The organism is Aeromonas veronii (assembly GCF_040215105.1).
GTDB classification, from domain to species: Bacteria; Pseudomonadota; Gammaproteobacteria; order Enterobacterales; family Aeromonadaceae; genus Aeromonas; species Aeromonas veronii_G.
In genome coordinates this window covers 3,189,131-3,212,311 of the sequence record NZ_CP157875.1, presented here as the reverse complement: position 1 = coordinate 3,212,311, position 23,181 = coordinate 3,189,131, and the positions used below count along the sequence as shown (strand labels likewise).

Below are 23,181 nucleotides of genomic sequence, written 5' to 3'. Positions count from 1 at the left end.
GGGCGTCCCGATCAGCGCAGCTGCTGAGGCAGCAGCTGGATCCAGACTTGCTCTCCCTGCGCGATGCACCGGGTCGGGGAGGGGCACTCGATGAGGCAGTTGGGGCCCGGCATGGCCGCAGACATCAAACCATTTGCCGGGCGCACCTGCAAGCGGCCATCGGCATCCTGTTCGAGATGAGCGGGCAGGGGCCCGGTTTCCCCGGCGGGGATGGGTGCGCGCAGCCGGGCGAGCAGGCGCAGGGGGGCTGTGGCGGCCGCTGGGGCAGTGGACGGTTCCACCGCTCCAACCTTTGTGGAAACGCGGGCGCAGATAAAGTCGCAGAGGGGGGCAAGCGTGGTAAATCCGAACCTGGGCAGCGTGGTGGTGAGGGGGTCATCGCTCACCAGGGCCATCACATCGGGATCGGTGGGAAACATCAGGGGACGACCGATGGCGGCGCGGTGCAGCTCTATCTTGGGGAAGTGCTCGTGCTTGAAGCCCTCGATGAGCAGCAGGTCGAGTTGCGACCAGTCGAAGCTGGCCAGCAGCTGGGCAAAGGGGGGCTCCCCCTTGGGGGTCTCGCGGATGAGGGCGTGGCGCAGGCTGGAGGCGGCCATCACCTGGGCGGCGCCCGCCTGGCGCAGGCGATAACTGTCCTTGCCAGGCTTGTCCATGTCGAACTGGTGATGGGTGTGCTTGAGCACCCCGAGGCGCAGGCCGCGCTCACGAAGCTCTGGGATGATCCGCTCCAGCAGGGTGGTCTTGCCGGTGCCGCTCCAGGCGACAAAGCCGAGCAGGGGGCGATTGCCGTGCATCATGCAGACTCCCCACCGCCCTTGGCGGCATCGGCCGACAGCCGAGCCTCATACTCGGCCAGCTCCCTCGGGCTGTTGAGGTTGAGAAAGGCGTCTGGCTCATCGATACGCACCACCGCCATCTGGTGGCGGCCGAACCAGCTGGCAATCTTGCGCTCGCCCTGCGCCAGGGCTTCGCGCAGCGATCCTTGCAAGGAGCGGTGCAGCAGGGCGACCACGGGCTGCAAATGGCTGCCGTCGTGGGCCACCACCAGTTCGGCGTCCGGCTGTGCGTTCAGCGCCGCGCGAAAGCGCACCATCAGATCCAGAGGCAGGGCGGGGCCATCACAGGGCACGAACAATACCCAGTCGTGGCGGGCGGCCTGAAGGCCCGCCAGCATGCCGGCGAGGGGGCCCTGAAAATCGGCGAGCTCGTCCGCGATGACGGGGGCCAGGGTGCGGTAGCGCGCCTCGCTGCGATTGGCATTGATCAGCACCTCGTCCACCTGGGGTTGCAGTCGCGCCAGCACATGCAAGATGAGGGGCTGGCCTGCCAGGGGCACCCAGCCCTTGTCGTCCCCTCCCATGCGGGTGGCGCGACCACCGGCCAGGATCACGGCGCTGACGGGAAAGGCGTGGGGGGCGGGAATGGTCATGGTGCTCCGGATGGTCGAGTCAAGGGGCTGGGCGGCGGAGTGGCCTGTGGGGGTTAGCACCGCGTCCGTCGGTTGCCGATCTTGCGCCAGGGGCGCCTGGCCTGCAACCCCATCCGGGGGATGGGGCCGATAATCCTGCGTTTTGGCCGCAGGGTATGGCTGAGCTCACAAAACCGAAAGGCCAAAGCGCTTATGATGCGCGGTTATGAGTCTTGCTCTCCTGCCCAATGGCAACTTCATGTAAATCAAAGAGAATGACTATGGCTACCGGACAATATCTGCTGTGGAAAGACGCACAGGGAGAGGATTTTCGCCCCGTCTCACTGACAGGCACCAACCTGCTCAACGATCGCAACCTCAACAAGGGCACCGCCTTCACCGAACAGGAGCGGGCCGACTTTGAGCTCGACGGCCTGCTGCCCCCCCAGGTCCAGACCTTCGAAGCCCAGCTGGAGCGGGTTTATGAGGCCTTCCTGAGCGCCTGCAGCGACATGGAGAAGTACCAGAATCTGCGGGCCTTGCAGGATCGCAACGAGACCCTGTTCTACGCCCTGCTGTCGCGCCACGTGGAGGAGATGACCCCCATCATCTATACCCCGACCGTGGGCAAGGCGTGCCAGGAGTTCAGCCACCGCTACCAGAAGGCGCGCGGCCTCTACATCACCCAGCACAACGTGGATGACATGGGATCCCTGGCGCGGCACATGGATGCCAAGTCGGTGCGTATCATCGTCGTCACCGACAGCCAGGGCATCCTCGGCATCGGCGATCAGGGGGTGGGTGGCATGGGGATCCCCATCGGCAAGCTCTCTCTCTACACCCTGGCCGCCGGCATCCACCCTGCCTGCTGCCTGCCCATCGCCCTGGATGTGGGGACCGACAACCAGGCCCTGCTGGATGACCCCATGTACCTGGGGCAGCCCCACAAGCGGATCCGCGGCAAGGAGTATGACGACTTCATCGACAAGTTCGTGGCCGGGGTCAAGCGCCACTTCCCGAACGCCGTGCTGCAGTGGGAAGATTTCAGCAAATCCAACGCCTTCAACAATCTCTCCCGTTACCAGCAGGCGCTGCCCTCCTTCAATGACGATATCCAGGGCACGGGGGCCGTGGTGCTGGCGGGGATCATCGGGGCGGTCAAGTCCAAGAACGAGACCCTGGGCCAGCAGAACTACCTGGTCTATGGGGCCGGAGCCGGCGGGGTCGGGGTGGCGGATCAGATCTGCGCCGGCATGATCCGCGAGGGGCTGGATCCCCAGGCTGCGCGGGATCGCATCTACATCCTGGATACCCAGGGGCTGGTGTGTGACAACCGGGAAGGGCTCGACGAGTACAAGCGCCGCTATGCCAAGCCGGGCCTATTGCTGGCCCAGTGGGATCTGCAGGGCAAGGCGGGGCTCACCGAGGTACTGCGCCACGTCCCCATCACAGTGCTGCTTGGCACCAGTGGTGCCGGCGGTGCCTTCCAGGAGCAGCATATTCAGCTGATGCTGGAGCACTGCGAGCACCCCATGGTATTCCCCCTCTCCAACCCCACCGCCAACTGCGAGGCGTTGCCGGAGGATATCTACTGCTGGAGCCAGGGCCGCGCCATCGTCGCCACCGGCAGCCCGTTCAAGGACGTGCACTTCGAGGGGCAGGATTACCGCATCGGTCAGGGCAACAACGTCTTCATCTTCCCGGGGGTGGGGCTCGCGGCCATCGTCAGCCAGATCCACGAAATCAGCCCGGATATCTTCACCACGGCAGCCTTTGCCCTGGCGGAGTGCGTGAACGAGGCGGATCTGGCCCGTGGCGCCGTCTACCCGCGCATCAGCGATCTGCGCAGCATTTCGGTGCACGTGGCGACCGCAGTGCTCAAGGACATAGTGCGCCGGGATCCCTCCCATCCCCTCATCGGGCAGGATCTGCAGCAGCATATTCTGAGTCACATGTGGGAACCGGTATACCTGCCATATAGAAGGGTATAAAGGCAGCGGATATCACTGCCGTCCGGCCCGGTGCCGGACTGATTTGCAAGAGGGGATGGCCATGCCATCCCCTCTTTTATGGCGGGTTGATTGGCCCAGGCCCGGATTGCCCGCGCATGGCGAGGGCGACCCCCGGATCAGCGGGTTGGTGCTCACTATGTCAGCACACTCCCTTCCACATTCACTCAGTTCAGCTGAAAAACGTTTTGCTTCGCCATGAAAAGTGCGTAAAATCGCATCCTCGATGCTTGTAGCAACGAACCCCGCCTAAAAAGCCAGTTTCATGCCCTCCCCAAGCAGTAAAAGGTAACAAATGGCGCCACGATGTGCGCTTGTTGCCTTGAAGACCTGATGTGATGACTGAAAAGTGTCAATTATCCCTGTCAGTTATCAAAAAATTAAGGACACCCATGTTTTCCTTGGTCAAGCAAAGTGTCGCCGGGCTGCAAATTCTGTTTGTCGCCTTCGGTGCCATGGTTCTGGTGCCCCTGCTCACCGGACTGAACCCCTCCATGGCCCTGCTTGGCGCCGGTGTAGGCACCCTGCTGTTCCAGCTCTGCACCCGTCGCCAGGTCCCGATCTTCCTCGGCTCCAGCTTCGCCTTCATCGCCCCCATCATCTATGCCACCCAGACCTGGGGCCTGCCCTCCACCATGTTTGGTCTGTTTGCCGCCGGTTTCATGTACTTCATCCTGGCCGCCATCATCCGCGCCCGTGGCATGGGGTTCGTGCACAAGCTGCTGCCGCCGGTGGTGATTGGCCCGGTGATCATGGTGATCGGTCTGTCGGTTGCCCAGGTCGCCTGCAATATGGCGATGGGCCGCGCCGGTGGTGAACAGGTGGTGCCGCCGGCGACCGCCCTGACCCTGGCAGGCATCTCCTTGGCGGTGACCCTGATCGCCGCCGTGTTCTGCAAGGGCTGGATCAAGCTCATCCCCATCCTCTCCGGCGTCATCGTCGGTTATGTGGCCGCGATCATGATGGGTCAGGTGAGCTTCGATGGCATGGTCAGCGCCCCCTGGCTGGCGATGCCCCATTTTGTGACCCCGGAGATCAACTGGGCCGCCGCCCTGTTCATGCTGCCGGTGGCCATCGCCCCCTGCATCGAACACATCGGCGGCGTGCTCGCCATCGGTGGCGTGACCGGCAAGGATTACACCAAGGATCCGGGCCTGCACCGCACCCTGGCCGGTGACGGCATCGGCGTCTGCTTCGCCGGCTTCATCGGTGGCCCTCCTGTCACCACTTACGCCGAAGTGACCGGCGCCGTGATGATCACCCGCAACTTCAACCCGGTCACCATGACCTGGGCCGCGGTGTTCGCCATCATTCTGGCCTTCTTCGGCAAGTTCAACGCCCTGCTCACCTCCATCCCCATGCCGGTGATGGGCGGTATCATGCTGCTGCTGTTCGGATCCATCGCCGCCATCGGTCTCAAGACCCTGGTGGAGTCCAAGGTGGATCTCGGCCTGGCCCGCAACATCGCCATCGTGGCCGTGACCCTGACCGTCGGCGTGGGTGCCCTCGAGATGAAGATCGGCGACTTCGCCCTCGCCGGCGTGGGCCTGGCTTCGGTGGCCGCCATCCTGCTCAACCTCATCCTGCCCCAGCACTCCGAAACGGGTGCCATGGAGAGCGCCAAGGACTGAGCGCCAAATTAGTTCAGTCGTTACGCCAGAAGGCCACCTGCGGGTGGCCTTCTGCTTTTTGCCGCCCGGGTGCATGAGTCGGCGCAGGGAAGGGCGAGACGGCCTCGGTCTGTTGCCCATTTGATGGTTCGCAGGTTGCGCCCGCCTGGCGCCTCATGCAGGGGGAGTCTGCAGGTTCCCCCGCCTTGCCGACACCGGCGACTACAATCAGGGGCGTTATTCACAATCCAGGGAGAGAAAGATGATGAAGCGATGGATCCTGGCCCTGATGGGGTTGATGTGGGGCGCTCTGGCCCAGGCGGAGGCGGTGCGCTACGAGGTCGATGGCCAGTCGTTCGAGGGCTATTACCTGGCGGCGGGCAAGGGGGCGCCTCTGGTGCTGCTGGTACACGACTGGGACGGGCTAACCGAATACGAGGTCAAGCGGGCCAAGATGCTGGTGGCCCTGGGCTACAGCGTGTTTGCGGCCGATCTGTTCGGCGCAGGCGTTCGTCCCACCGCGGTGGAGGAGAAGAAAAAGCTCACCGGCGCCCTCTATCAGGACAGGCCCCGGATGCGCAAGCTGCTGGCCGGAGCCCTGGCCGAGGCGGGCAAGCTCGGGGGGCGGCTCGACAACGCCGTGGCGCTCGGCTACTGCTTCGGCGGTGCCGCCGTGCTGGAGCTGGCTCGCAGCGGCGCGGATCTCAAGGGGGTGGTGAGCGTGCACGGCGGCCTGGAGACGCCCCCCGGCCAGGACTACAAGCAGACCAAGGCCCAACTGCTCATTCAGCATGGCAGTGCGGATCAGGCGGTCTCCCTCGGTCAGTTTGCCGGGCTGGTCTCCGAACTCGAAAGCACCGGTATCAAGCATGAGGCGACCACTTACAGCGGTGCTCCCCATGCATTCAGCGTGTTTGGCTCCGAGAACTATAGAGCCGACGCCGATGCCAAGTCCTGGCTGCGTTTCACCGAGTTTCTGGGGGAAGTCACCAAGGGATAGGGAGCCCTATACTTTCTGCATCAGGCCCTTGTGGTGCAGGCATGATGGCCGCAAGGGACGATGAGACGGGATCGGCGACAGGCTGCGGGTTTCGTTTCGAACGGACAGAGGGGCCAGGCCCCTGCGGGATATACAGAAAAGGAGTCATGACATGCGTCACTTACGGCGATGGAGCCAGATCCTGATCCTGTTGCTGCTGGCGGGCTGCGGCGCCAAGGGGGACACCCCAGCCGAGCAGCGCAGCAGCATAGTGCAGATGCGCGAGCAGGCGCTCTCCACCCTGTATGCCAAGGATGGCAAGATCAGACAGGAAGTGGCCAGATCCAAGGGGTATGCGGTGTTCAGCAACGTGAACAACAACCTGCTGCTGCTCAGTGCGGGGACCGGTTACGGGGTGCTCCGGGACAACCGCAACGGCCGCGACACCTACATGAAGATGGCGACCGCCGGTTTCGGCGTGGGGTTGGGGGTCAAGAAGTTCCAGGCCCTGATCATCTTCAATGATGTCACCGCTCTGGACAGATTCATTACCACCGGCTTCGATGCCAGCGCCCAGGCCGATGTGGCCGCGAAGGCGGCGGATGATGGCAAGGTGGTGGTGAGCGAGGCGGCCAATGCGGATTTCCAGAAGGTGAAGATGTATCAGCTCACCGAACAGGGGCTGGCGGTACAGGCCACCATGCAGGGGTACAAATATTGGCCGGATGAGGATCTCAACGGCAGATAGTGGTGGGTTTCCCCTTGAATGCAGGCGGCGCTTCATAAGCGCCGCCTGTTTTTTATGACCCGTCAGGGCCCAGCTTCTCAGATCGTGCGCCCATCCAGGGTCAATACCCTCACCCACATGGCCCCCTGGCCGACCTCGTGGCGAGCCGTTTGTGTCAGCTGGCCCGTTTGCTCATCGATGCGGTGCAGGATCAGCGTCTCGCTGGTCTGCCCGGTGGCGATGAGCCATTGACCGCTGTGGTCGATGGCAAAACCGCGGGGGCAGGGCGCGGTGGGGAAGTGGGCGAGCACGCTGAGGCTGCCGTCGTGCTCGCTCACCCCGAACAGGGTCAGCAGGCTGCTGGCGCGCTCGCTGGTATAGAGGAAGCGCCCGTCCGGAGTGAGGTGCAGATCCGCCCCCCAGCGCTCCCCCTCGTAGCCAGGCGGCAGCATGTCCAGAGACTCGCGCAGCAGGATCCGGCCATCCTGCTCCCGCCGGTAGTGATTGAGGGTGCCATCGAGCTCGTTGAGGCAATAGAGGCTGCCATGGGTCGGGTGCAGTGCCAGATGCCGTGGCCCGGCGCCGGGAGCAGTGTGGAGATCCCCGAGTGGATGGGGCGTCAGCCGGCCTTCATCATCGAGCGCAAAGCGGCGGATGGCATCCTCTTTCAGGCAGGCCACCAGCAGCTCCTGCCTGCCCTGCTCATCCACCAGCAGGGTGACCGAATGGGCGGCCATCAGATTGTCGATGCGCTGCTGCATCTCCCGCACCCGGCCGGTCTCATCCATGGGGGAGACGCTGACGTGGTTGAAGGCGTAGGAGGCGGCGAAGAAGAGCCGGCCTGTGGCATCGGTGCAGGTGTGGGAGGCGCTGCCTGCGAGCGGCGCCGACACGGGCTCACCGAGCCGACCATCCAAGGCGATGGGATAGCTCAGCACCTTGAAGTAGGGGCGCACCCCGGCATAGAGCCAGCGCCTGTCCGGGCTGATGACCAGGGGCTGCACCTCGCCACCGGTCTGCACTTGTTGCAGGGGACTGAGCCCGGAGGCGGTCAGTTCGAAGACATGGATCAACCCGCTCACCGGGTTGGCGATATAAACCACTTGCTGCATGACGCCTCCTGATGGCGATATGTCCCGCAAACAACGGGCGGGATGGCCGGGGGATGGTGGCACAGATGGGGGCCCGAGCCCAGCGCGCCGTTCACTCACTCCCGACGGGACGGGGTCAGGTCAGTTGTTGCCAGATCTCCCACACCACGGGGGCGACGGAGAGGGCCAGCAGGGCCCCCATGGCCTGGTTGAAACGGCGACGGGCCCGCTCGCCGGCGAGCCAGCGTTTGAGCACGGAGCCGAACAGCAGCCAGATGCCGACGCTTGGGAAGGAGATGATGAAGAAGGTCAGCGCCAGGGTGAGGTTCTGTTGATAGAAACCTGCTCCGGCACTGGTGAAGGCGGCGATGGCGCCGGTGGCCACCACCCAGGCCTTGGCGTTGACCCACTGGAACAGGGCTCCCTTGAGAAAGCCGAGGGGCCGGGCCTGCCCCTTGCCCGCCAGCTCGCCTGCCGAGCGGGCGATGAGCCAGGCCAGATAGAGCAGGTAGAGGGTGCCCACGCACTTGATGATGAGGTGCAGGGCGGGGAAGAGGGTGAACAGTTGACCGAATCCCAGCCCCACCAACAGCAGCATCAGGGCGAAGCCGACGCAGATGCCGGCCAGGAGCGGCAGGCTCCGCTTCACCCCGAAATTGAGTCCCGAACTCATCACCATCAGATTGTTCGGCCCCGGAGTGACCGAGGAGGAGACGGCGAACAGCACCACGGCATAGAGATAATCCATTCAATCCTCGCGCTATGACATTCCATTGTCCCCTCTATATTGGGGAGCCGGCCTCCCTTTCAAGGGGTCAAAAAGAAACGGGCCCCGCGATGGGGCCCGTTGGTATCGGCGTGGCGCCGGATCAGCTGGGATCGCTGCTCCGGTTGGGGGCGGGCGGCAGGCTCTTGCGGGACTCTACCTTCTGCTCTTCCCCTTGCTCGTTCTTGATATGCACATCCATCTGGTTGAATGCGATGTCGATGCCGTGTTCGCGGAACAGCACGTCGATGCGACGGTTCAGCTCATCGATGGCCGGGTTGCGATCCCCGAGTTCGCTCACGAAGAAGCGCAGCTCGTGATCCAGGGTGCTGGCGCCGAAGGTGAGGAAGTAGACGATGGGGGCCGGATCCTTCAACACCCGGCTGTTCTCCATGGCCGCCTGCATCAGCAGCTTGCGGGTCAGCTCCAGGTCCGAACCATAGGCCACCCCGACCCGGGCGATCACCCGGGTGACGGTATCCGACAGGGACCAGTTGACCAGCCGCTCTATCATCAGCTGCTGGTTGGGGATGATCACCTCCTTGCGATCGAAGTCGGTGAGGGTGGTGGAGCGGATGCGGATCTTGTTGACCGTGCCCGAGATGGTGCCGATGGTGACGGTGTCGCCGATCCGTACCGGACGCTCGAACAGTATGATGATCCCGGAGATGAAGTTGGAGACGATCTGCTGCATGCCGAAGCCGATACCCACCGAGAGGCCGGCAGCCAGCCATTGCAGTTTCTCCCACTGCACGCCCAGCATGGCCAGGGCGGTGAGGGAACCCACCCCGATCAGCACGTAGTTGAGCATGGTGGTGATGGCGTAGGCCGAGCCCTGGGCCAGGCGCAGCTTGGAGAGGACCAGCACCTCCAGCAGGCCGGGCAGGTTGCGCGCCAGGGACAAGGCGGCCCCGAACAGGAAGAGGCCGGTCAGCACGTCACTCAGGCTGATGGGGAAGAGCACGGCATTGGCGCCGGTGCCCTCACTCTTGTGCCAGAGCACCACGCTGTCCAGATAGGTGAAGACCGCCACCAGATCGGACCAGAGCCAGTAGAAGGCGACGCCGAACACCAGCAGCAGCATGATCCGGGTCAGGCGCAGGGACTGCTGGCTGACATCCTCCAGATCCATGGGTTGCTCTTCGATGGCTTCCCCCCCTTCCGCATCTTCGGAGGATTTGTGCTCACGCTTGGCAACGGCGCGGCGGTAGGCCAGACGGCGGGCCGCCAGCTCCAGGCCCCGCAGGGCGGTGCGATAGAGCAGACCCCAGATGATGATGAGGTAGAAGGACTCGATCAATCGGCCGGTGAGCTTCAGGGCCGTGTAGTAGTAGCCAAGGACGACGAGCACGATGAGCGCCACCGGTGCCAGTGCCAGGGCGATCGCCTTCATGATCTGCGCCATGCTGGCCTCGCCCTTGATGCTGGCGCGGGAGATGGGCAGCACCAGATAGGCGGTGAGACCGAGCAGGACCAGGGTCAGGGCCTGACCGATGACGTCATTGCCAAGAGAGGAAGGTTCTACCACAGCCTTGGTTGACAGCATGATCAGCGGCAACAGGGGGATCCACAGGTAGCGCATGCTGTTGCGCTTGGCCTGCAACTCGGCCCGTGGCATGCGGAAGTGGGATTCACCGATGCCCCCCGGCCGCATCACCGACAGATAGACGCTGAAGACCAGGTAGCCGAGCGCCAGGTTCAGGGTGATCTGGAAGATGAGTTTGGGGCTCAGCAGACCGCAATAGGTGAGCATCAGACCGGCGGCCAGGATAAACAGGGTGCCGGGCAGGCGCTGCAACACGGTGTAGAGCAGGGCACGCGGAGTATGCCACTGGCTGTCCTGACGGAAGCGGCCGAGATCCTTGGCAATTCTCTGCTGGCGCTCGACGATGGCTGGCCGTTTCCACAGCAGCAACCCCCCGACCAGCAACAGCGGCAGGGCGAGCAGGGAGAGGGGCAGCAGCATCTCGCCCCACTTGTTCACCTCCGGCTTGATCACCCAGTCGGACGCCTGCTTGAAGGCCTGGGCAGGCCAGCTGAGCAGCCACTTGCCATCGACGGGTTTGTTGCTGCTGACCCAGAAGATGTGCTGTTGCAGGGTGAATTCGACCGAGGCATAGACCCGGGTCAGCTGCTGTTGGGTCAGCTGCAGGCTGATGGCGTTGGTCAGCTGGCTGTCGAGCTGGCGGTTCAGCTGATCGAGCAGGCTGACGCGGGTATCGATGAGCTTGGCAAGGGTCGCCTTGTCTTCTTCACTGACCGGCTCGCTGCTGCCGGCGATGAGGTTGTCCAGATACAGATTCTTCTGGAACAGCTGATCACGCTGCTGGCTCAGTTCGAACTGGGCCAGATGCAAGTCGGCGATCTGCTCCTCCAGGTTCTTCACCAGCGAGGAGGGGGCCGCCTCCAACTGCTGATAGAGCTGGTAGAGAATGCGTGAGAGCAGCAGGTTGCCCTTGAGCATCTGCACCTGTTCGTTCAGGTTGCGCTCGGTCTGGGTGCCGCGTTCCAGCCAGCTCTTGGCCTGCAGGTTCTTCTGCACCAGGGTGTTGAGATTGGCGGTGGCGCTCACGAGCTGTTGGCTGAGCTGCTGGTTTATCTCCTGCTCTTTTTGTACCAGGGGATTGTCAGCCGTGGTCACCAGCTCACCGGTCTGCTCGGCGGTCTTCTCGGTGTCGCCGAGGCGTTTGGCGCTGATCTGCTCCTGCAGGGCCTGCAGTCGCTGTTCCTCGTAGGCGAGACGGGCGCTTTGATAGTCTCGTTGCTTGACCACCAGATCCTGCATGCTGGTGCGGTTATCCAGCTCCTTTTGCAGGTTGACCAGTTGCAGATCCAGCAGGGCCGACTCGGTGTTGAGTTTCATCTTCTCGGCGCTGCTGATGCTGTCGCCCGAGTTCAGTCGGCTGCGGATCTCCTGGCTGCGCTGATAGGCCCGGCTCATGTTGGCCTGGGCGCGTTCCGGCAGGGTTTGCAAGCTGGTGATCTGGCTGCCGATGGTGCCGAGCGCCTCCTGGGCCTCCTGCAGATTGACCATGATCTCGGCCTGGCGATTCTCCAGCTCCGTCAGGCTCATGGCGGCATATTCGCTCTTGAGCTGCTCAGGGCTCTTGCTCTGGCCGAGGGTATCGAGCTTGGCGCCAATCTCTTTCAAATCGGCGGGGAGCGAGCGCACACGCAGGGTCTGGGCCTTGGCTTTGGCCTGCTCCTTGTCGATGCTGTCGAGCAGACCCAGGGTATCGGTCAGGAATTTCTGATCCGCCTGCTGGCTGACGGTAAGGGCCTCCGACTTGCCGAGGGCATCGAGGGAGCGCTGGACCGTGGCCCGTTGCGGCACGTCCTGCGCCAGGGCTTGCGGGGCGCAGAGGCTGATGAATAACCAGAGCAGCGGCAACAAGGCGGCCGAGACTCGTCTGAACTGTGTTGAGGGCATAAAACTTCCGGGTTATTACGCGATATTTGGGAGATATCCCACGTGAGGGAAATCCGCGTGGATTCTAACACCGGGCTGAAAGGGGCAGCAGGGGGGAGAGATAAAAAAAACGGCGCCCAGAGGCGCCGTTTTCATGGGTTCAGGACTGATTACAGTACGTGAACGGAGGCGGTGTTGGTCGTACCGCTCGGTACCAGGGCACCGGAGACCATGACGACGACGTCGCCCTTCAGGCCCATGCCGCTGGCCAGTGCCGCTTCCTTGCCGATGCGATAGAAATCGTCGGTGGAGGCGATGCTGTCAACCACGTGAGCCACCACGCCCTTGGTCAGTACCAGTTGGGCGGCGGTCTTCTTGTTGGTGGTGATGGCCAGGATCCAGGCTTTCGGGAAGTACTTGCGAATGGCCTTGGCAGACTTGCCGCCTTCGGTGGCAACCACGATCAGCGGGGCATCCAGCTTCTCGGAGGTCTCGACGGCGCCCTTGCAGACGGCTTCGGTGATGCGCAGCTTGTTGCTGTCATTGGCAGCAGACAGGTTGGACGGCATCACGGCGTCGGTGCGCTCGCAGATGGTGGCCATGATGGTCACGGCTTCCAGCGGGTACTTGCCCTTGGCAGATTCGCCGGACAGCATGACCGCATCGGTACCATCCAGGATGGCGTTGGCCACGTCGCCAGCTTCGGCGCGGGTCGGACGCGGGTTCTTGATCATGGAATCCAGCATCTGGGTCGCGGTGATGACCACTTTGCGCGCCTTGTTGCACTTGGTGATGATCATCTTCTGGGCGAAGATCACCTCTTCTACCGGGATTTCCACACCCATGTCGCCGCGGGCGACCATGATGCCGTCGGAGACAGCCAGGATGTCGTCGAAGTTGTCCAGGCCTTCCTGGTTTTCGATCTTGGAGATGATCTGGATGTTCTCGCCACCGTGGGCCTTCAGGTGCTCACGGATTTCCAGCACGTCTTCTTTCTTGCGAATGAAGGAGGCAGCAACGAAATCAACACCTTGCTCGCAACCGAAGACGAGGTCACGCTTATCTTTCTCGGCCAGGGCCGGCAGCTTGATGGAGACGCCCGGCAGGTTGACACCCTTGTTCTCACCCAGGTCACCATTGTTCAGCACCTTGCAGATGACTTCGCGTTCGGTGATCTCGATGACGTCCAGACCGATCAGGCCATCGTCAACCAGGATGCGGTTGCCGACGCGCAGGTCGTTGGCGAAGCCGGCGTAGGTCACGGCGACCTTGTCCTTGTTGCCCACTACGGTCTGGTCGGTAGTGAAGGTGAAGGTCTGGCCAGCGACCAGAGACACATCGTTGCCACCTTCCAGTTTCATGGTACGGATTTCCGGACCCTTGGTATCGAGCAGGATGGCTGCGTGCTTGCCGGTCTCGGCCATCACTTCACGCAGGTTGCTGATACGGGTGCCGTGCTCTTCGTAATCACCGTGAGAGAAGTTCAGGCGCATGACGTTCATGCCGGCGTCGAGCATCTTGCCGAGCATTGCTTTGGATTCGGTCTTGGGACCGATGGTGCAGACGATTTTGGTCTTTTTCATGTCAGTCTTCATGGTTAAGGAGTTTCCGCCGTGCAATATACACCAGTTTTTGGATACTTTTTATGATCCAGAAACAACGTTTTGAGCTAAAACAGCCTCATTTCACAAGATAACGTTTTCGCTCACTGTTGATTTTAGGGGCTAAAATAATTGGTTTCGCTCATCGCTGCCCATTTGGTACCCATCATCAGTCTCAGGGGCAAACCGATCTTATGTAGTTAAATAACAAAAGCGGTGCAAGAAATCGGCGCCGCTGTTCGAAGGGGTTGGGTCAGCCGGGGCGCCTTCAAGTGTAGCGACAAGCGGGGGGCTCGCCAGGGCTGCATGGTGATGACGGTGACAGAGCGCCCTCATGTCTCTCATCCATAAACCCATCCATAAAAAAACGCCGCTGATGTCAGCGGCGCTTTTTTATAGGGAACCCGGCGCTCGTCCGGACCGGCAGGGCTTAGGCGAAGAACCAGTAGCCGCGGTTGACCAGCCGGGTCAGCAGTTGCAGGAAGCCAGCCTGATCGGCGAGCTCCACCATGTCGGCCTGGGTGACCATGTCCTTGTCACACAGAAGGGAGATGGCGGCGGCGTCCTCGCTTTGCAGGGACCAGGCTTCGCCGTCGATGTAGCAGACGTGGGCTTCGCCGCTGAACCAGACGGTACGCAGGCCCGGCACCTTGATGGCGGGCTCGCCCTGGGTCAGCAGGTCGGCAATCTCCTCGGCGCTGTAGTCCGGCTCCACCGGATTGACGTCCAGATCGTGCTTGGCCTCGGAGATCATGGCGCCGAACCACTCCTTGAACAGGGTCTCGTCGTCCAGGGCTTGCTGCATCAGTTCCCGCAGGCGGTGCAGCTCATGGGGCTGGATCTCGCCGTGGCGGGTGCGGGGCTTGAGATCGGCATCGCCATAACGCTCGGTGCGCACCTCGTTGTCGATCAGGTGATCGGCAAAGGAGGAGATGAGCGCCTTGGCGTCCGGGGCGCGGAAGCCCACGGAGAAGTTCAGGGAGGGCTCGATGGCATAGCCTTCGTGGGGGAATCCAGGCGGGATGTAGAGGATGTCGCCCGGCTCCATGATGACGTCGATGATCGCCTCGAACGGCTCGCAGTGCAGCAGGGCCGCGTGGGCGGCGAACTCGTTCAAGGGCTTGGCATCGCCGACCCGCCAGTGGCGCTTGCCCTGACCCTGGGTGATGAAGACGTCGTAGTTGTCGATGTGGGGGCCGACGCCGCCGTGAGGGGTGGAGAAGCTCACCATCACATCGTCAAAACGCCAGCCCGGGATGAACTGGAACGGCAGCGCCAGTTCGTGTACCTCGGGAGCCCAGTGGTTGCACGCCTGCACCAGCACGGTCCAGTTCTCTTCCCCCAGGTGATCGTAGGATTCGAAGGGGCCGTGGGCCGCCTCCCACTTGTTGTTGAAGCGGGTGACGAGGCGCGATTCCACCACCTCTTCCATGGCCAGGCCCGCCAGCTCGTCCGGGCTGATGGGATCCAGGAAGTCCTTGAAGCCGCCCTTGATGAGCAGGGGGCGCTTCTGCCAGTGATGCTCGAGGAAGTGAGCGATATCCAGATTGAGTTCGTACATGGTGCTTCTCGTATCTTGTGAGAGATCTTGCCCAAACCGGGCTTGGGCAAGTGCTCTGATATGGCCCGATCACGGATGACGTGATGGCGCGGGCCAAGATCAACAGAGGCCCTGCAGCCATGGCAGGGCCTCTGTCAGGTTGGGTTGACCGCTTACTTCAGCAGATCGACCAGACGCTGGGCGTCACCGATATAGTTGGCCGGCGTCAGCTTCTTGAGCTCGACCTTCACATCCTCAGGCAATTCGAGGGTGTCGATAAAGGTACGCATGCCTTCGGCGTCGACACGGCGACCACGGGTCAGCTCTTTGAGCTTCTCGTAGGGCTTCTCGATGCCGTAGCGGCGCATCACGGTCTGGATGGGCTCGGCCAGCACTTCCCAGTTCGCGTCCAGATCGGCGGCCATGGCGTCGCTGTTTGCCTCGAGCTTGGAGATCCCCTTCAGGGTCGCCTGATAGGCAATCAGGGAGTAACCGACCGCCACACCCAGGTTGCGCAGCACGGTGGAGTCGGTGAGATCACGCTGCCAGCGGGAGATGGGCAGCTTGCTCGCCAGGTGCTGGAACACGGCGTTGGCCAGACCCAGATTGCCTTCGGAATTTTCGAAGTCGATGGGGTTGACCTTGTGGGGCATGGTGGAGGAGCCAATCTCGCCAGCGATGGTGCGCTGCTTGAAGTGGCCGAGCGAAATGTAGCCCCACACGTCCCGGTCGAAGTCGATGAGGATGGTGTTGAAGCGGGCCAGGGCGTCGAACAGCTCGGCGATGTAGTCGTGGGGCTCGATCTGGGTGGTGTAGGGGTTCCAGGAAAGACCGAGGGAGGTGACGAACTCCTCGGCGAACTGGTGCCAGTCCACCTGCGGGTAGGCGCTCAGGTGGGCGTTGTAGTTGCCGACCGCACCGTTGATCTTGCCGAGGATCTCGACGGCCATGATCTGCTTGTACTGGCGCTCCAGACGGTAGGCGACGTTGGCCATCTCCTTGCCCATGGTGCTCGGGGTCGCCGGCTGGCCGTGGGTGCGGGAGAGCAGCGGCATGTCGCGGTACTCATGGGCCAGACGCTTGAGCTCGGAAATCAGCTTCTCGCAATAAGGTTTGATCACCTCTTCACGAGCGGTTTTCAGCATCAGGCCGTGGGAGTTGTTGTTGATGTCTTCCGAGGTGCAGGCGAAGTGGATGAACTCGCTGATGGCGGCGAGCTCCGGGTTCACTTCCACCTTCTCTTTGAGGAAGTACTCCACCGCTTTCACATCATGGTTGGTGGTGCGCTCGATCTGTTTGATACGGGCGGCGTCGCTCTCGTTGAAGTTGCTGACGATGCCGTCGAGCAGGGCGCTCGCGGCTGCGCTCAGGGCAGGGACTTCCGGGATCCCGGCGTGGCTTGCCAGTTTTTGCAACCAGCGCACCTCGACTTCGACGCGAAAACGCAGCAGGCCGAATTCGGAGAAGATAGGACGCAGGGCATCGGCCTTGTCGCCATAACGACCGTCAATCGGGGAAACAGCAGTCAGCGCGGACAGCTCCATGGGGTGAACTCCTGATGTGTGGGGGTGAGAAACTTAAAAACGTTTGGCCAGTTCCACCATCTTCTTGCGGGCGAAGATGATCTGGGTGCGGCTGCCGCCAAGCTGGCGCCACAGCACCACGGCGCGGATCCCCGCGAGCAGCAGGGCACGCACCTTGTGCTGCACCAGCGGCTGCTGCAGGAACAGCGGGGTGCCCGCCACCTGGATCCGGGGGCCTATGGGGCTGATGAGATCGCTGTAGATGCTCGCCATGTTGGCCAGGATCTGCTCGTCGAGCAGATCGAAATGCTGTTGCTGGCGACCGATCTGGCTGATCCGCTCCCCCAGCATGTTGAGGATGTCCTTGCGCTTGGCGAGCTTGCGCTCGAGTGCAATCAGGCTCACTACGTAACGGGTCAGCTCGGCGTTCTTCTGGCTGCCGTCGGCACCGAGTTGTTCCACCAGGGCGCGGTAGCCGTCGCGAATGGCGAGGTGGCTGCCGAACACTTCCAAGGGTTGCTTGGGATCGGTCACCAGCACGCTTTGCAGGCTCTCGCGCAGGGAGGATTCGTCACAGGTGCCGTCGCGGGCCACCTTCTGCACCAGGTAGGCCGCCTGGCAGATGCCGGCAAAGGCCATGGTTCTGTCTTGGAATTTATCGCTCATCGTTTCACGGCCCTGTCTTGTTCACTCATTGGCTGATGCCGTAGCAAGCCATGATCCTTTTCTCTGTTCGTTGGGGGAGAGGGGCTTGCCCCTCTCCCGTGCCTTCACTCATCGGAGGAAGGCGCCACGGCGGCCCTTAGACCGGGTGGCTGAAGCGCTGCTCTATGATGCCGCCGCCCAGGCACTCTTCCCCGTCGTAGAAGACGGCGGACTGGCCCGGGGTTACCGCAGCCTGTTTCTCGTCGAAGATGACCCGGATGGTCTCATCGTCGATGGGCTGGATGAGGCAGGGAATGTCTTCCTGGCGGTAGCGGGTCTTGACGGTGCAGCGGCGCGGCGCGCGGATGGGGGTGCGATCCACCCAGTGCAGCTGGCTCGCGATGAGGCCGTCGGAGTAGAGGCGGGGATGTTCCCCTTGCGCCACGATCAGGGTGTTGCGCTCCACCTCTTTGTCCACCACGTACCAGGCTTCCTCGGTGGCGTCCTTGCGACCGCCGATGCCAAGACCCTTGCGCTGACCCAGGGTGTGATACATCAGCCCCTGGTGCTCGCCTATCACCTTGCCATCGACGGTTTCGATGGGGCCGGGCTGGGCGGGCAGGAACTTCGCGAGGAAGTCCTTGAACTTGCGCTCACCGATGAAGCAGATCCCGGTGGAATCCTTCTTCTTGGCGGTGATGAGGTCGAGCTGCTCGGCGATGCGGCGCACCTCGGGTTTCTCCAGATCCCCGACCGGGAACAGGCTCTGACCCACCTGGGCTTCGCTCAGGGTGTAGAGGAAGTAGCTCTGATCCTTGTTGCCATCGAGGCCGCGCAAGAGACGCGGGCGGCCGGTGCTGTCGTCACGGCGCACATAGTGGCCGGTGGCGATGTAGGTGGCCCCCAGCTCTTCGGCGGCAAACTCCAGGAACGCCTTGAACTTGATCTCCTTGTTGCACAGGATATCCGGGTTCGGGGTGCGGCCCGCCTTGTACTCTTCGAGGAAGTGCTCGAACACGTTGTCCCAGTACTCGGCAGCGAAGTTGATGGTATGCAGCTTCATGCCCAGCTTGTCGCAGACGGCCTGAGCGTCAGCCAAATCCTGGGAGGCAGAGCAATACTCGTCCGTGTCGTCTTCTTCCCAGTTCTTCATGAACAAGCCTTCGACCTGATAGCCCTGCTGCTGGAGCAGGTAGGCCGAGACGGAAGAATCCACACCGCCGGACATGCCGACGATCACCTTGATTTGGCTGTTGTCTGTCATTAGTCGAAGTTACCAGTTCGTTTAAACGGGGCGTATTCTACCAGAGTTTTGCGCCCCCGGTCACATCTCCCTGCGCGGGATCCCGTGGGAGTCCCGGCAAGGGGAAATCGTTTTTCTCGCCATCCCCCCCTCATTGGAAAAGTGGCGTCACCTAGCCTCAGATAAAGGCCTGGATCGCCGACAGGGGCAAGCGGGTACCGGCCAGATAATCCTGGATGCATTGCCACACCAGGGGACTGCGCAGGGCCGGCTTGCACTCGGCGATCTCCTCCAGGGTGAGCCAGTGGCAGGCCAGCACGTCCCCGTCGGGATCCTCTGGATGGTGCTGACCCGGCGCCTTTTCAAGGTCGAAGATGACGGCGGTGCGCATGAAGGTGGCCTCGCTGTCTGCCGGTTTGAACAGATAGACCCCGAGCCAGGCGGTGGGGGCGGCGTCAAGGCCCGTCTCCTCTTTCAGCTCGCGGCAGGCGGCCTCGATCAGCGTCTCACCAGGCTCCACATGGCCGGCGGGCTGGTTGAAGCGGCGCTGGCCCGCTATCTCCTCTTCCACCAGCAGGAAGCGGCCCTGCCAGTGCACCAGGGCGGCGACCGTCAGGCGGCTCTGCATTCTCTCCTCTGTCGGCGGGTGTTCAAGCATGGGGACTCCTTGTCGCGTGATGGGATTCAGGATTGGCCATTGCCGCCGCGAGCGGGGCGGCGGGCCGTACCACGTCCCGGGCTGCGAGGCTTGCCAGGGATGGGCTGGTCGGCACGGGGGCCACCGGTGCGAGAGCGCTGGGGGGCGGCGCGATCGGCAGTGTCTTGTACTATTTTTGACCTGTTTTTGTTGGGTGACCGATCGCCAGAAACGCCGTTGGCAGTGTTTTTGACTGCCTGTTTCGGGTGGCCATGGTCGTCCCGGCGGGAGGCAGGAGCGCGAGAGGGCGCCGCCAGCGCGGGGATGGGCAGGGCCCGACTCTGGCCGGGGGCCAGCCCCTCTTCTTGCCAGTTACCCAGGTTCCACTCTCCGATGGCGTAGCGGATGAGGCGCAGGGTGGGGTGGCCGATGTGGGCCGTCATGCGTCGCACCTGACGGTTGCGCCCCTCCACTATGGTGATCTCGAGCCAGCAGGTGGGGATCGCCTTGCGCTCACGGATCGGCGGGTTACGTGGCCACAGGGCGGGCTCCGCCATGATCCGCGCCCCGGCGGGCAGGGTCATGCCGTCGTTCAGCGCCACCCCGGCCCGCAGGCTCGCCAGCGCCGCCTCGCTTGGAATTCCTTCCACTTGCACCCAATAAGTCTTGGGGGTCTTCTCCCCCGGCTGGGTGAGGTGCGCCTGCAGCTTGCCGTCGTTGGTGAGCAGCAAGAGCCCCTCGCTGTCGCGGTCGAGCCGCCCTGCGGCATAGATGCCGGGCTCGGAGATGTAATCCTTGAGGGTCTCGCGCCCGGCTTCGTCGGTGAACTGGCAGAGCACCATGTAGGGCTTGTTCAGCAGCAGCAGCTTGCGATCCTCGGGCGCCACCTCGGGCTTGCGAGGGGCCTCGCTCCCGGGTTCACGTCGGCGCTGGCCCACGGTGGGCGTGCGCTCGGCAGCAGGCCGGGGGGAGAGGCGGGGGCGGCTTGGTTTCATCGCGGGCATACCAAAAACAGGGGATGGGGGATTGTAACACAGGGGACGGGCGCAGGGATGAACGGGGGCGCTCAGCTGAGCAGGGCGTCGATGACCATGGCCTGACGGGCGGAGGCCGTGCCGGCCTTGAGCAGGCCCGTGCTCACCACGTCGTCCATCAGGGCCCGGGCCAAGCGGGTGAGGGGGCGCAACTGCTCGGGGGGAAGCCCGGCGGGGATCGCCAGCAGGATGATGGTCTCCACCTGCCCCAGAGAAGAGCCCCAGTCGATGGGGGCGGCGCTGCTGAGTAGCGAGAGGGAGGGCTGGCGGATGGCCGGGCAGATCACGTGGGGCATGGCGAGCCCCGGCCGGATGATGGTGGGGGCGAGTCGCTCCCGCTCGTCGATGGCGTGCTCCAGCGCGCCCCTATCGCGCACCAGCTCGGCGGGCAGCAAGTCCAGCAGCACCGTCAGCGCCAGCGCCTTGTCGATGGGGGCGCTGGCGTGACCGAGCTGGGATTGGGTGAAGCAATAATCGGGCAGGGTCTGGCACAGGCGTTGCTCGGCCTGGGCGGCCTGGCCTGGGCGCCCCAGCGGCTGGCCCAGCTCCCCGCACCAGCAGGTGAAGGCCATGTGGGCGAGTTCGGCGTCCAGCCCCTCTATCTGCAACTGGCAGAGATCCCCCGGCTGGGTCGCCAGGGTGAGCAGAGCGAGCTGGTTGGCCGCCCCCACGCTCTGGCGGCGGGTTAGATTGGCGAACTGGACATGGGATTTGAACAGCCCCGCCAGCCGGCAAAGCTGCTTGGCCTGGGTGATGGTGAGCCCGGCGCGGCAGAAGAAGGTGATCTCGCGGCTGAGCATCAGCGGGTGGCGGTGGCGGTTTTGAGCACGGCGGCGGCATCCAGCAGCACGGATTCCAGCGATACCTGGCGCAGCGTGCAGCCGGCGAAGCGTTCTTTCTGTTCTATGTCGATGTCGGAGGCGATGAGCACCAGATCCGCCCCGGCGATGTCCCGGGCGGTCAGCACGTTCTCCAGCCCCATGGCGCCCTGGGTCTCGACCTTGATCTTGAGCCCCAGCTTGTCGGCGGCTTTTTGCAGCGCCTCGGCGGCCATGTAGGTGTGGGCGATGCCGGTGGGGCAGGCGGTGACGGCGAGGATCTTCATGGGCTCTCACGGCAAATTCGGGTGGGGCAACACAATAGCGCCGCAGGGCCGTTTTTGCCAAAGGGGAGCCGCAAAAGTGGGATCTTGGCGGTGCTCTGGTACCCCTTTGTGCAAGGCATGGGGCCATTTGACGGCGGTATAAAAAACGGCCCGCCAGAGACGAGCCGAATGCACACAACGGAGTGAAGCCTGGGTTATCAGGCGGATTGGGTCGCCAGGGGGGCGGCCTTCATCTCCCGCTTGATGCGGCGGATCTTGCGCTCCTCGGCCACGGCCACGCAGGCCATCAACACCAGGCAGGCGGCGGCGGCCATGTCCAGCGCCGCGAAGGTGCCGTCCCAGCCGGTCAGGCCGAAGATGGGGGTGCCGTCGGCAATCATGCCAAGGCCCAGCTTGGCGAAGCTGTCACCGATGAGGTAGGCGAAGGTGCCCTTGACCCCGTCGGCCACGCTGATGCCCTGTTTAGGCACAAAGCCCACGGCGGCGACGCCGATCAGCAACTGCGGACCGAACACCAGGAAGCCCAGCAGGAAGAGGGATCCCAGGAACATGAACTGGGTGGTGGCGTGCTGATAGAGTCCCAGGGTGGCGATGATGAGCGCCAGCGCCACGCAGGCCACCAGGCCGCGACGACCGTTCGCCAGATCCGAGAGGTAACCCCACATCAGGGTGCCGACCAGGGCGCCCACTTCGAAGAAGGTGAAGCCCTGAATGGCTACGTCCTTGGAGAAGCCGAGCTCCTGGTGAGCATAGACGGTAGACCACTGGTCGATACCGATGCGCACCACGTAGAGGAAGATGTTGGCGAAGCAGAGCAGCCAGATTACCTTGTTCATCAACACGTATTTCACGAAGATCTGCCACTTGGTGAGCTTCTGCTCCTCGGTGGCGACGTCCTCTTCGCTCGCCACTTCGTCAAACAGCTCTTCCACCTTGCCGAGGCCATAGGATTCCGGCGAATCGCTGCCAAAACGCAGGCCCACGAAGCCGACGATGAGGGCGATGATGGAGGGGAAGATAAACATGCCGAGCACGTTGCCATCGAACAGGTAGTTGGCACCGAACAGCGCCACCCCGGCTGCACCGGCCCCGCCCACGTTGTGGGAGAGGTTCCACATGCCCAGATAGGTGCCGCGCTTGTTGCGAGGGGTCCACTTGGTGATGGTGGAGTAGCTGCAGGAGCCGCCACAGCTCTGGAAGAAGCCGCTCAGGGCATAGAAGAAGATCATCAGGTAGAGGCTGAAACCCGTGCCCCCCATGCTGGCGCTGAAGCCCAGCATGCACAGGGCGGAGAGGATCAGCATCAGCGGCAGGAACTGCTTGGTGTTCTTGCCGTCGGCGTAGTAGGAGACGATGGTCTTGCCCACCCCGTAGGTGATGGAGAAGCCGAGGCCGATCATGCCGAGATCGGTCATGGAGAGGCCGTACTCCTGGATCATGTCGTTCTGTGCAATGTTGAAGTTCTTGCGGATCAGATACATGGTCAGATAGCCGATGAAGACCACCAGATAGGATTGCATAAAGGGCTTGAACCAGAGCTTGCGCCGGGCTTCGAGCGGCAGATCCAGGGTGGGGACCCGGACCTGTTCGAGCAGTTTCAACATCTTCGTTCTTCCTCTGCGAATAGACGGAATTTTCGCCGCGCCCCTGGGTTCTGGTGGCCGATGGGTCGGCCAGTTATGGGAGGTCACGCCACGAAAAGGCGGCAGGGTGGACTCTTGTCTCGCTCTCCTGCCTGTGGAACCTGTGTCCGGTCGCCGTTTGGCGGGGGATCACTGCATCAGGTAGGCCCGACTGTAATGAGGAGGGCTGCCTGTGGCGTGAGAGCCATCCCTAGTGGACTTAAGAAAA

The 23,181-nt window shown here is 63.0% G+C and carries 19 protein-coding genes; 4 read left to right on the top strand and 15 right to left on the bottom strand.

Annotation, left to right across the window (positions count from 1 at the left end; all coding sequences use genetic code 11):
* Positions 1-11 precede the first annotated feature (11 nt).
* Together mobB and mobA are read right to left on the bottom strand one after the other, a co-directional pair.
* Positions 12-800: a molybdopterin-guanine dinucleotide biosynthesis protein B gene (mobB, locus tag ABNP46_RS21180; protein ID WP_434476152.1), complete on the bottom strand. Its 789-nt coding sequence runs from the start codon at positions 798-800 to the stop codon at positions 12-14.
* Positions 797-1,432: a molybdenum cofactor guanylyltransferase MobA gene (mobA, locus tag ABNP46_RS14685; protein ID WP_349918767.1), complete on the bottom strand. Its 636-nt coding sequence runs from the start codon at positions 1,430-1,432 to the stop codon at positions 797-799. Before mobA ends, mobB begins: the two co-directional genes overlap by 4 nt.
* A gap of 260 nt (positions 1,433-1,692) precedes the next feature.
* Here mobA and ABNP46_RS14680 point away from each other — a divergent pair, with 260 nt between their 5' ends.
* The 4 genes from ABNP46_RS14680 to ABNP46_RS14665 all read left to right on the top strand — a co-directional run bounded on the left by ABNP46_RS14680 (position 1,693) and on the right by ABNP46_RS14665 (position 6,757).
* Positions 1,693-3,402 carry an NAD-dependent malic enzyme gene (locus ABNP46_RS14680; protein ID WP_349918766.1) on the top strand — a complete coding sequence of 570 codons (1,710 nt, stop codon included), beginning with the start codon at positions 1,693-1,695 and terminating at the stop codon, positions 3,400-3,402.
* Positions 3,403-3,812: 410 nt separating this feature from the next.
* A complete protein-coding gene (locus tag ABNP46_RS14675) occupies positions 3,813-5,051 on the top strand; it encodes a uracil-xanthine permease family protein (protein WP_349918764.1) in 1,239 nt (412 codons plus the stop codon).
* A 241-nt stretch (positions 5,052-5,292) separates the two neighbouring features.
* Positions 5,293-6,030 carry a dienelactone hydrolase family protein gene (locus ABNP46_RS14670; RefSeq protein WP_349918762.1) on the top strand — a complete coding sequence of 246 codons (738 nt, stop codon included), beginning with the start codon at positions 5,293-5,295 and terminating at the stop codon, positions 6,028-6,030.
* Positions 6,031-6,181: 151 nt separating this feature from the next.
* Complete coding sequence (locus ABNP46_RS14665) at positions 6,182-6,757, top strand: YSC84-related protein (RefSeq protein ID WP_349918761.1); 576 nt, start codon at positions 6,182-6,184, stop codon at positions 6,755-6,757.
* Positions 6,758-6,834: 77 nt separating this feature from the next.
* Here ABNP46_RS14665 and pgl read toward each other — a convergent pair whose 3' ends face one another.
* The 13 genes from pgl to uhpT all read right to left on the bottom strand — a co-directional run bounded on the left by pgl (position 6,835) and on the right by uhpT (position 22,934).
* A complete protein-coding gene (pgl, locus tag ABNP46_RS14660; protein ID WP_349918760.1) occupies positions 6,835-7,848 on the bottom strand; it encodes a 6-phosphogluconolactonase in 1,014 nt (337 codons plus the stop codon).
* A gap of 115 nt (positions 7,849-7,963) precedes the next feature.
* Positions 7,964-8,575, bottom strand: a complete 612-nt coding sequence (locus ABNP46_RS14655; RefSeq protein ID WP_349918758.1) for a LysE family translocator — start codon at positions 8,573-8,575, stop codon at positions 7,964-7,966.
* Positions 8,576-8,696: 121 nt separating this feature from the next.
* A complete protein-coding gene (gene mscK / locus ABNP46_RS14650) occupies positions 8,697-12,023 on the bottom strand; it encodes a mechanosensitive channel MscK (protein WP_349918757.1) in 3,327 nt (1,108 codons plus the stop codon).
* A gap of 149 nt (positions 12,024-12,172) precedes the next feature.
* Positions 12,173-13,585 (bottom strand): pyruvate kinase PykF, encoded by a 1,413-nt coding sequence (gene pykF, locus ABNP46_RS14645; protein ID WP_349918755.1) that lies wholly within the window; start codon positions 13,583-13,585, stop codon positions 12,173-12,175.
* A 448-nt stretch (positions 13,586-14,033) separates the two neighbouring features.
* The gene (locus ABNP46_RS14640; protein WP_349918754.1) at positions 14,034-15,164 is read right to left on the bottom strand and encodes a cupin domain-containing protein; all 1,131 of its coding nucleotides are present in this window, start codon (positions 15,162-15,164) and stop codon (positions 14,034-14,036) included.
* Between the two features lie 152 nt (positions 15,165-15,316).
* The gene (purB, locus tag ABNP46_RS14635) at positions 15,317-16,687 is read right to left on the bottom strand and encodes an adenylosuccinate lyase (protein WP_349918753.1); all 1,371 of its coding nucleotides are present in this window, start codon (positions 16,685-16,687) and stop codon (positions 15,317-15,319) included.
* Positions 16,688-16,720: 33 nt separating this feature from the next.
* Entirely contained in the window at positions 16,721-17,332 is a 612-nt protein-coding gene (gene hflD, locus ABNP46_RS14630) for a high frequency lysogenization protein HflD (protein WP_349918752.1), read from the bottom strand.
* Positions 17,333-17,468: 136 nt separating this feature from the next.
* Positions 17,469-18,575, bottom strand: coding sequence for a tRNA 2-thiouridine(34) synthase MnmA (gene mnmA, locus ABNP46_RS14625; RefSeq protein WP_100860296.1), 1,107 nt, complete (start codon positions 18,573-18,575; stop codon positions 17,469-17,471).
* A 157-nt stretch (positions 18,576-18,732) separates the two neighbouring features.
* A complete protein-coding gene (locus ABNP46_RS14620) occupies positions 18,733-19,212 on the bottom strand; it encodes an NUDIX hydrolase (protein WP_349918750.1) in 480 nt (159 codons plus the stop codon).
* Between the two features lie 26 nt (positions 19,213-19,238).
* Positions 19,239-20,195, bottom strand: a complete 957-nt coding sequence (locus ABNP46_RS14615; protein WP_349918749.1) for a pseudouridine synthase — start codon at positions 20,193-20,195, stop codon at positions 19,239-19,241.
* Positions 20,196-20,257: 62 nt separating this feature from the next.
* Complete coding sequence (locus tag ABNP46_RS14610) at positions 20,258-21,025, bottom strand: PTS sugar transporter subunit IIA (RefSeq protein ID WP_349918747.1); 768 nt, start codon at positions 21,023-21,025, stop codon at positions 20,258-20,260.
* Positions 21,025-21,330: a PTS fructose transporter subunit IIB gene (locus ABNP46_RS14605; protein WP_349918746.1), complete on the bottom strand. Its 306-nt coding sequence runs from the start codon at positions 21,328-21,330 to the stop codon at positions 21,025-21,027. Before ABNP46_RS14605 ends, ABNP46_RS14610 begins: the two co-directional genes overlap by 1 nt.
* A 197-nt stretch (positions 21,331-21,527) precedes the next feature.
* Positions 21,528-22,934 carry a hexose-6-phosphate:phosphate antiporter gene (gene uhpT / locus ABNP46_RS14600; RefSeq protein WP_349918745.1) on the bottom strand — a complete coding sequence of 469 codons (1,407 nt, stop codon included), beginning with the start codon at positions 22,932-22,934 and terminating at the stop codon, positions 21,528-21,530.
* Positions 22,935-23,181: the final 247 nt, after the last annotated feature.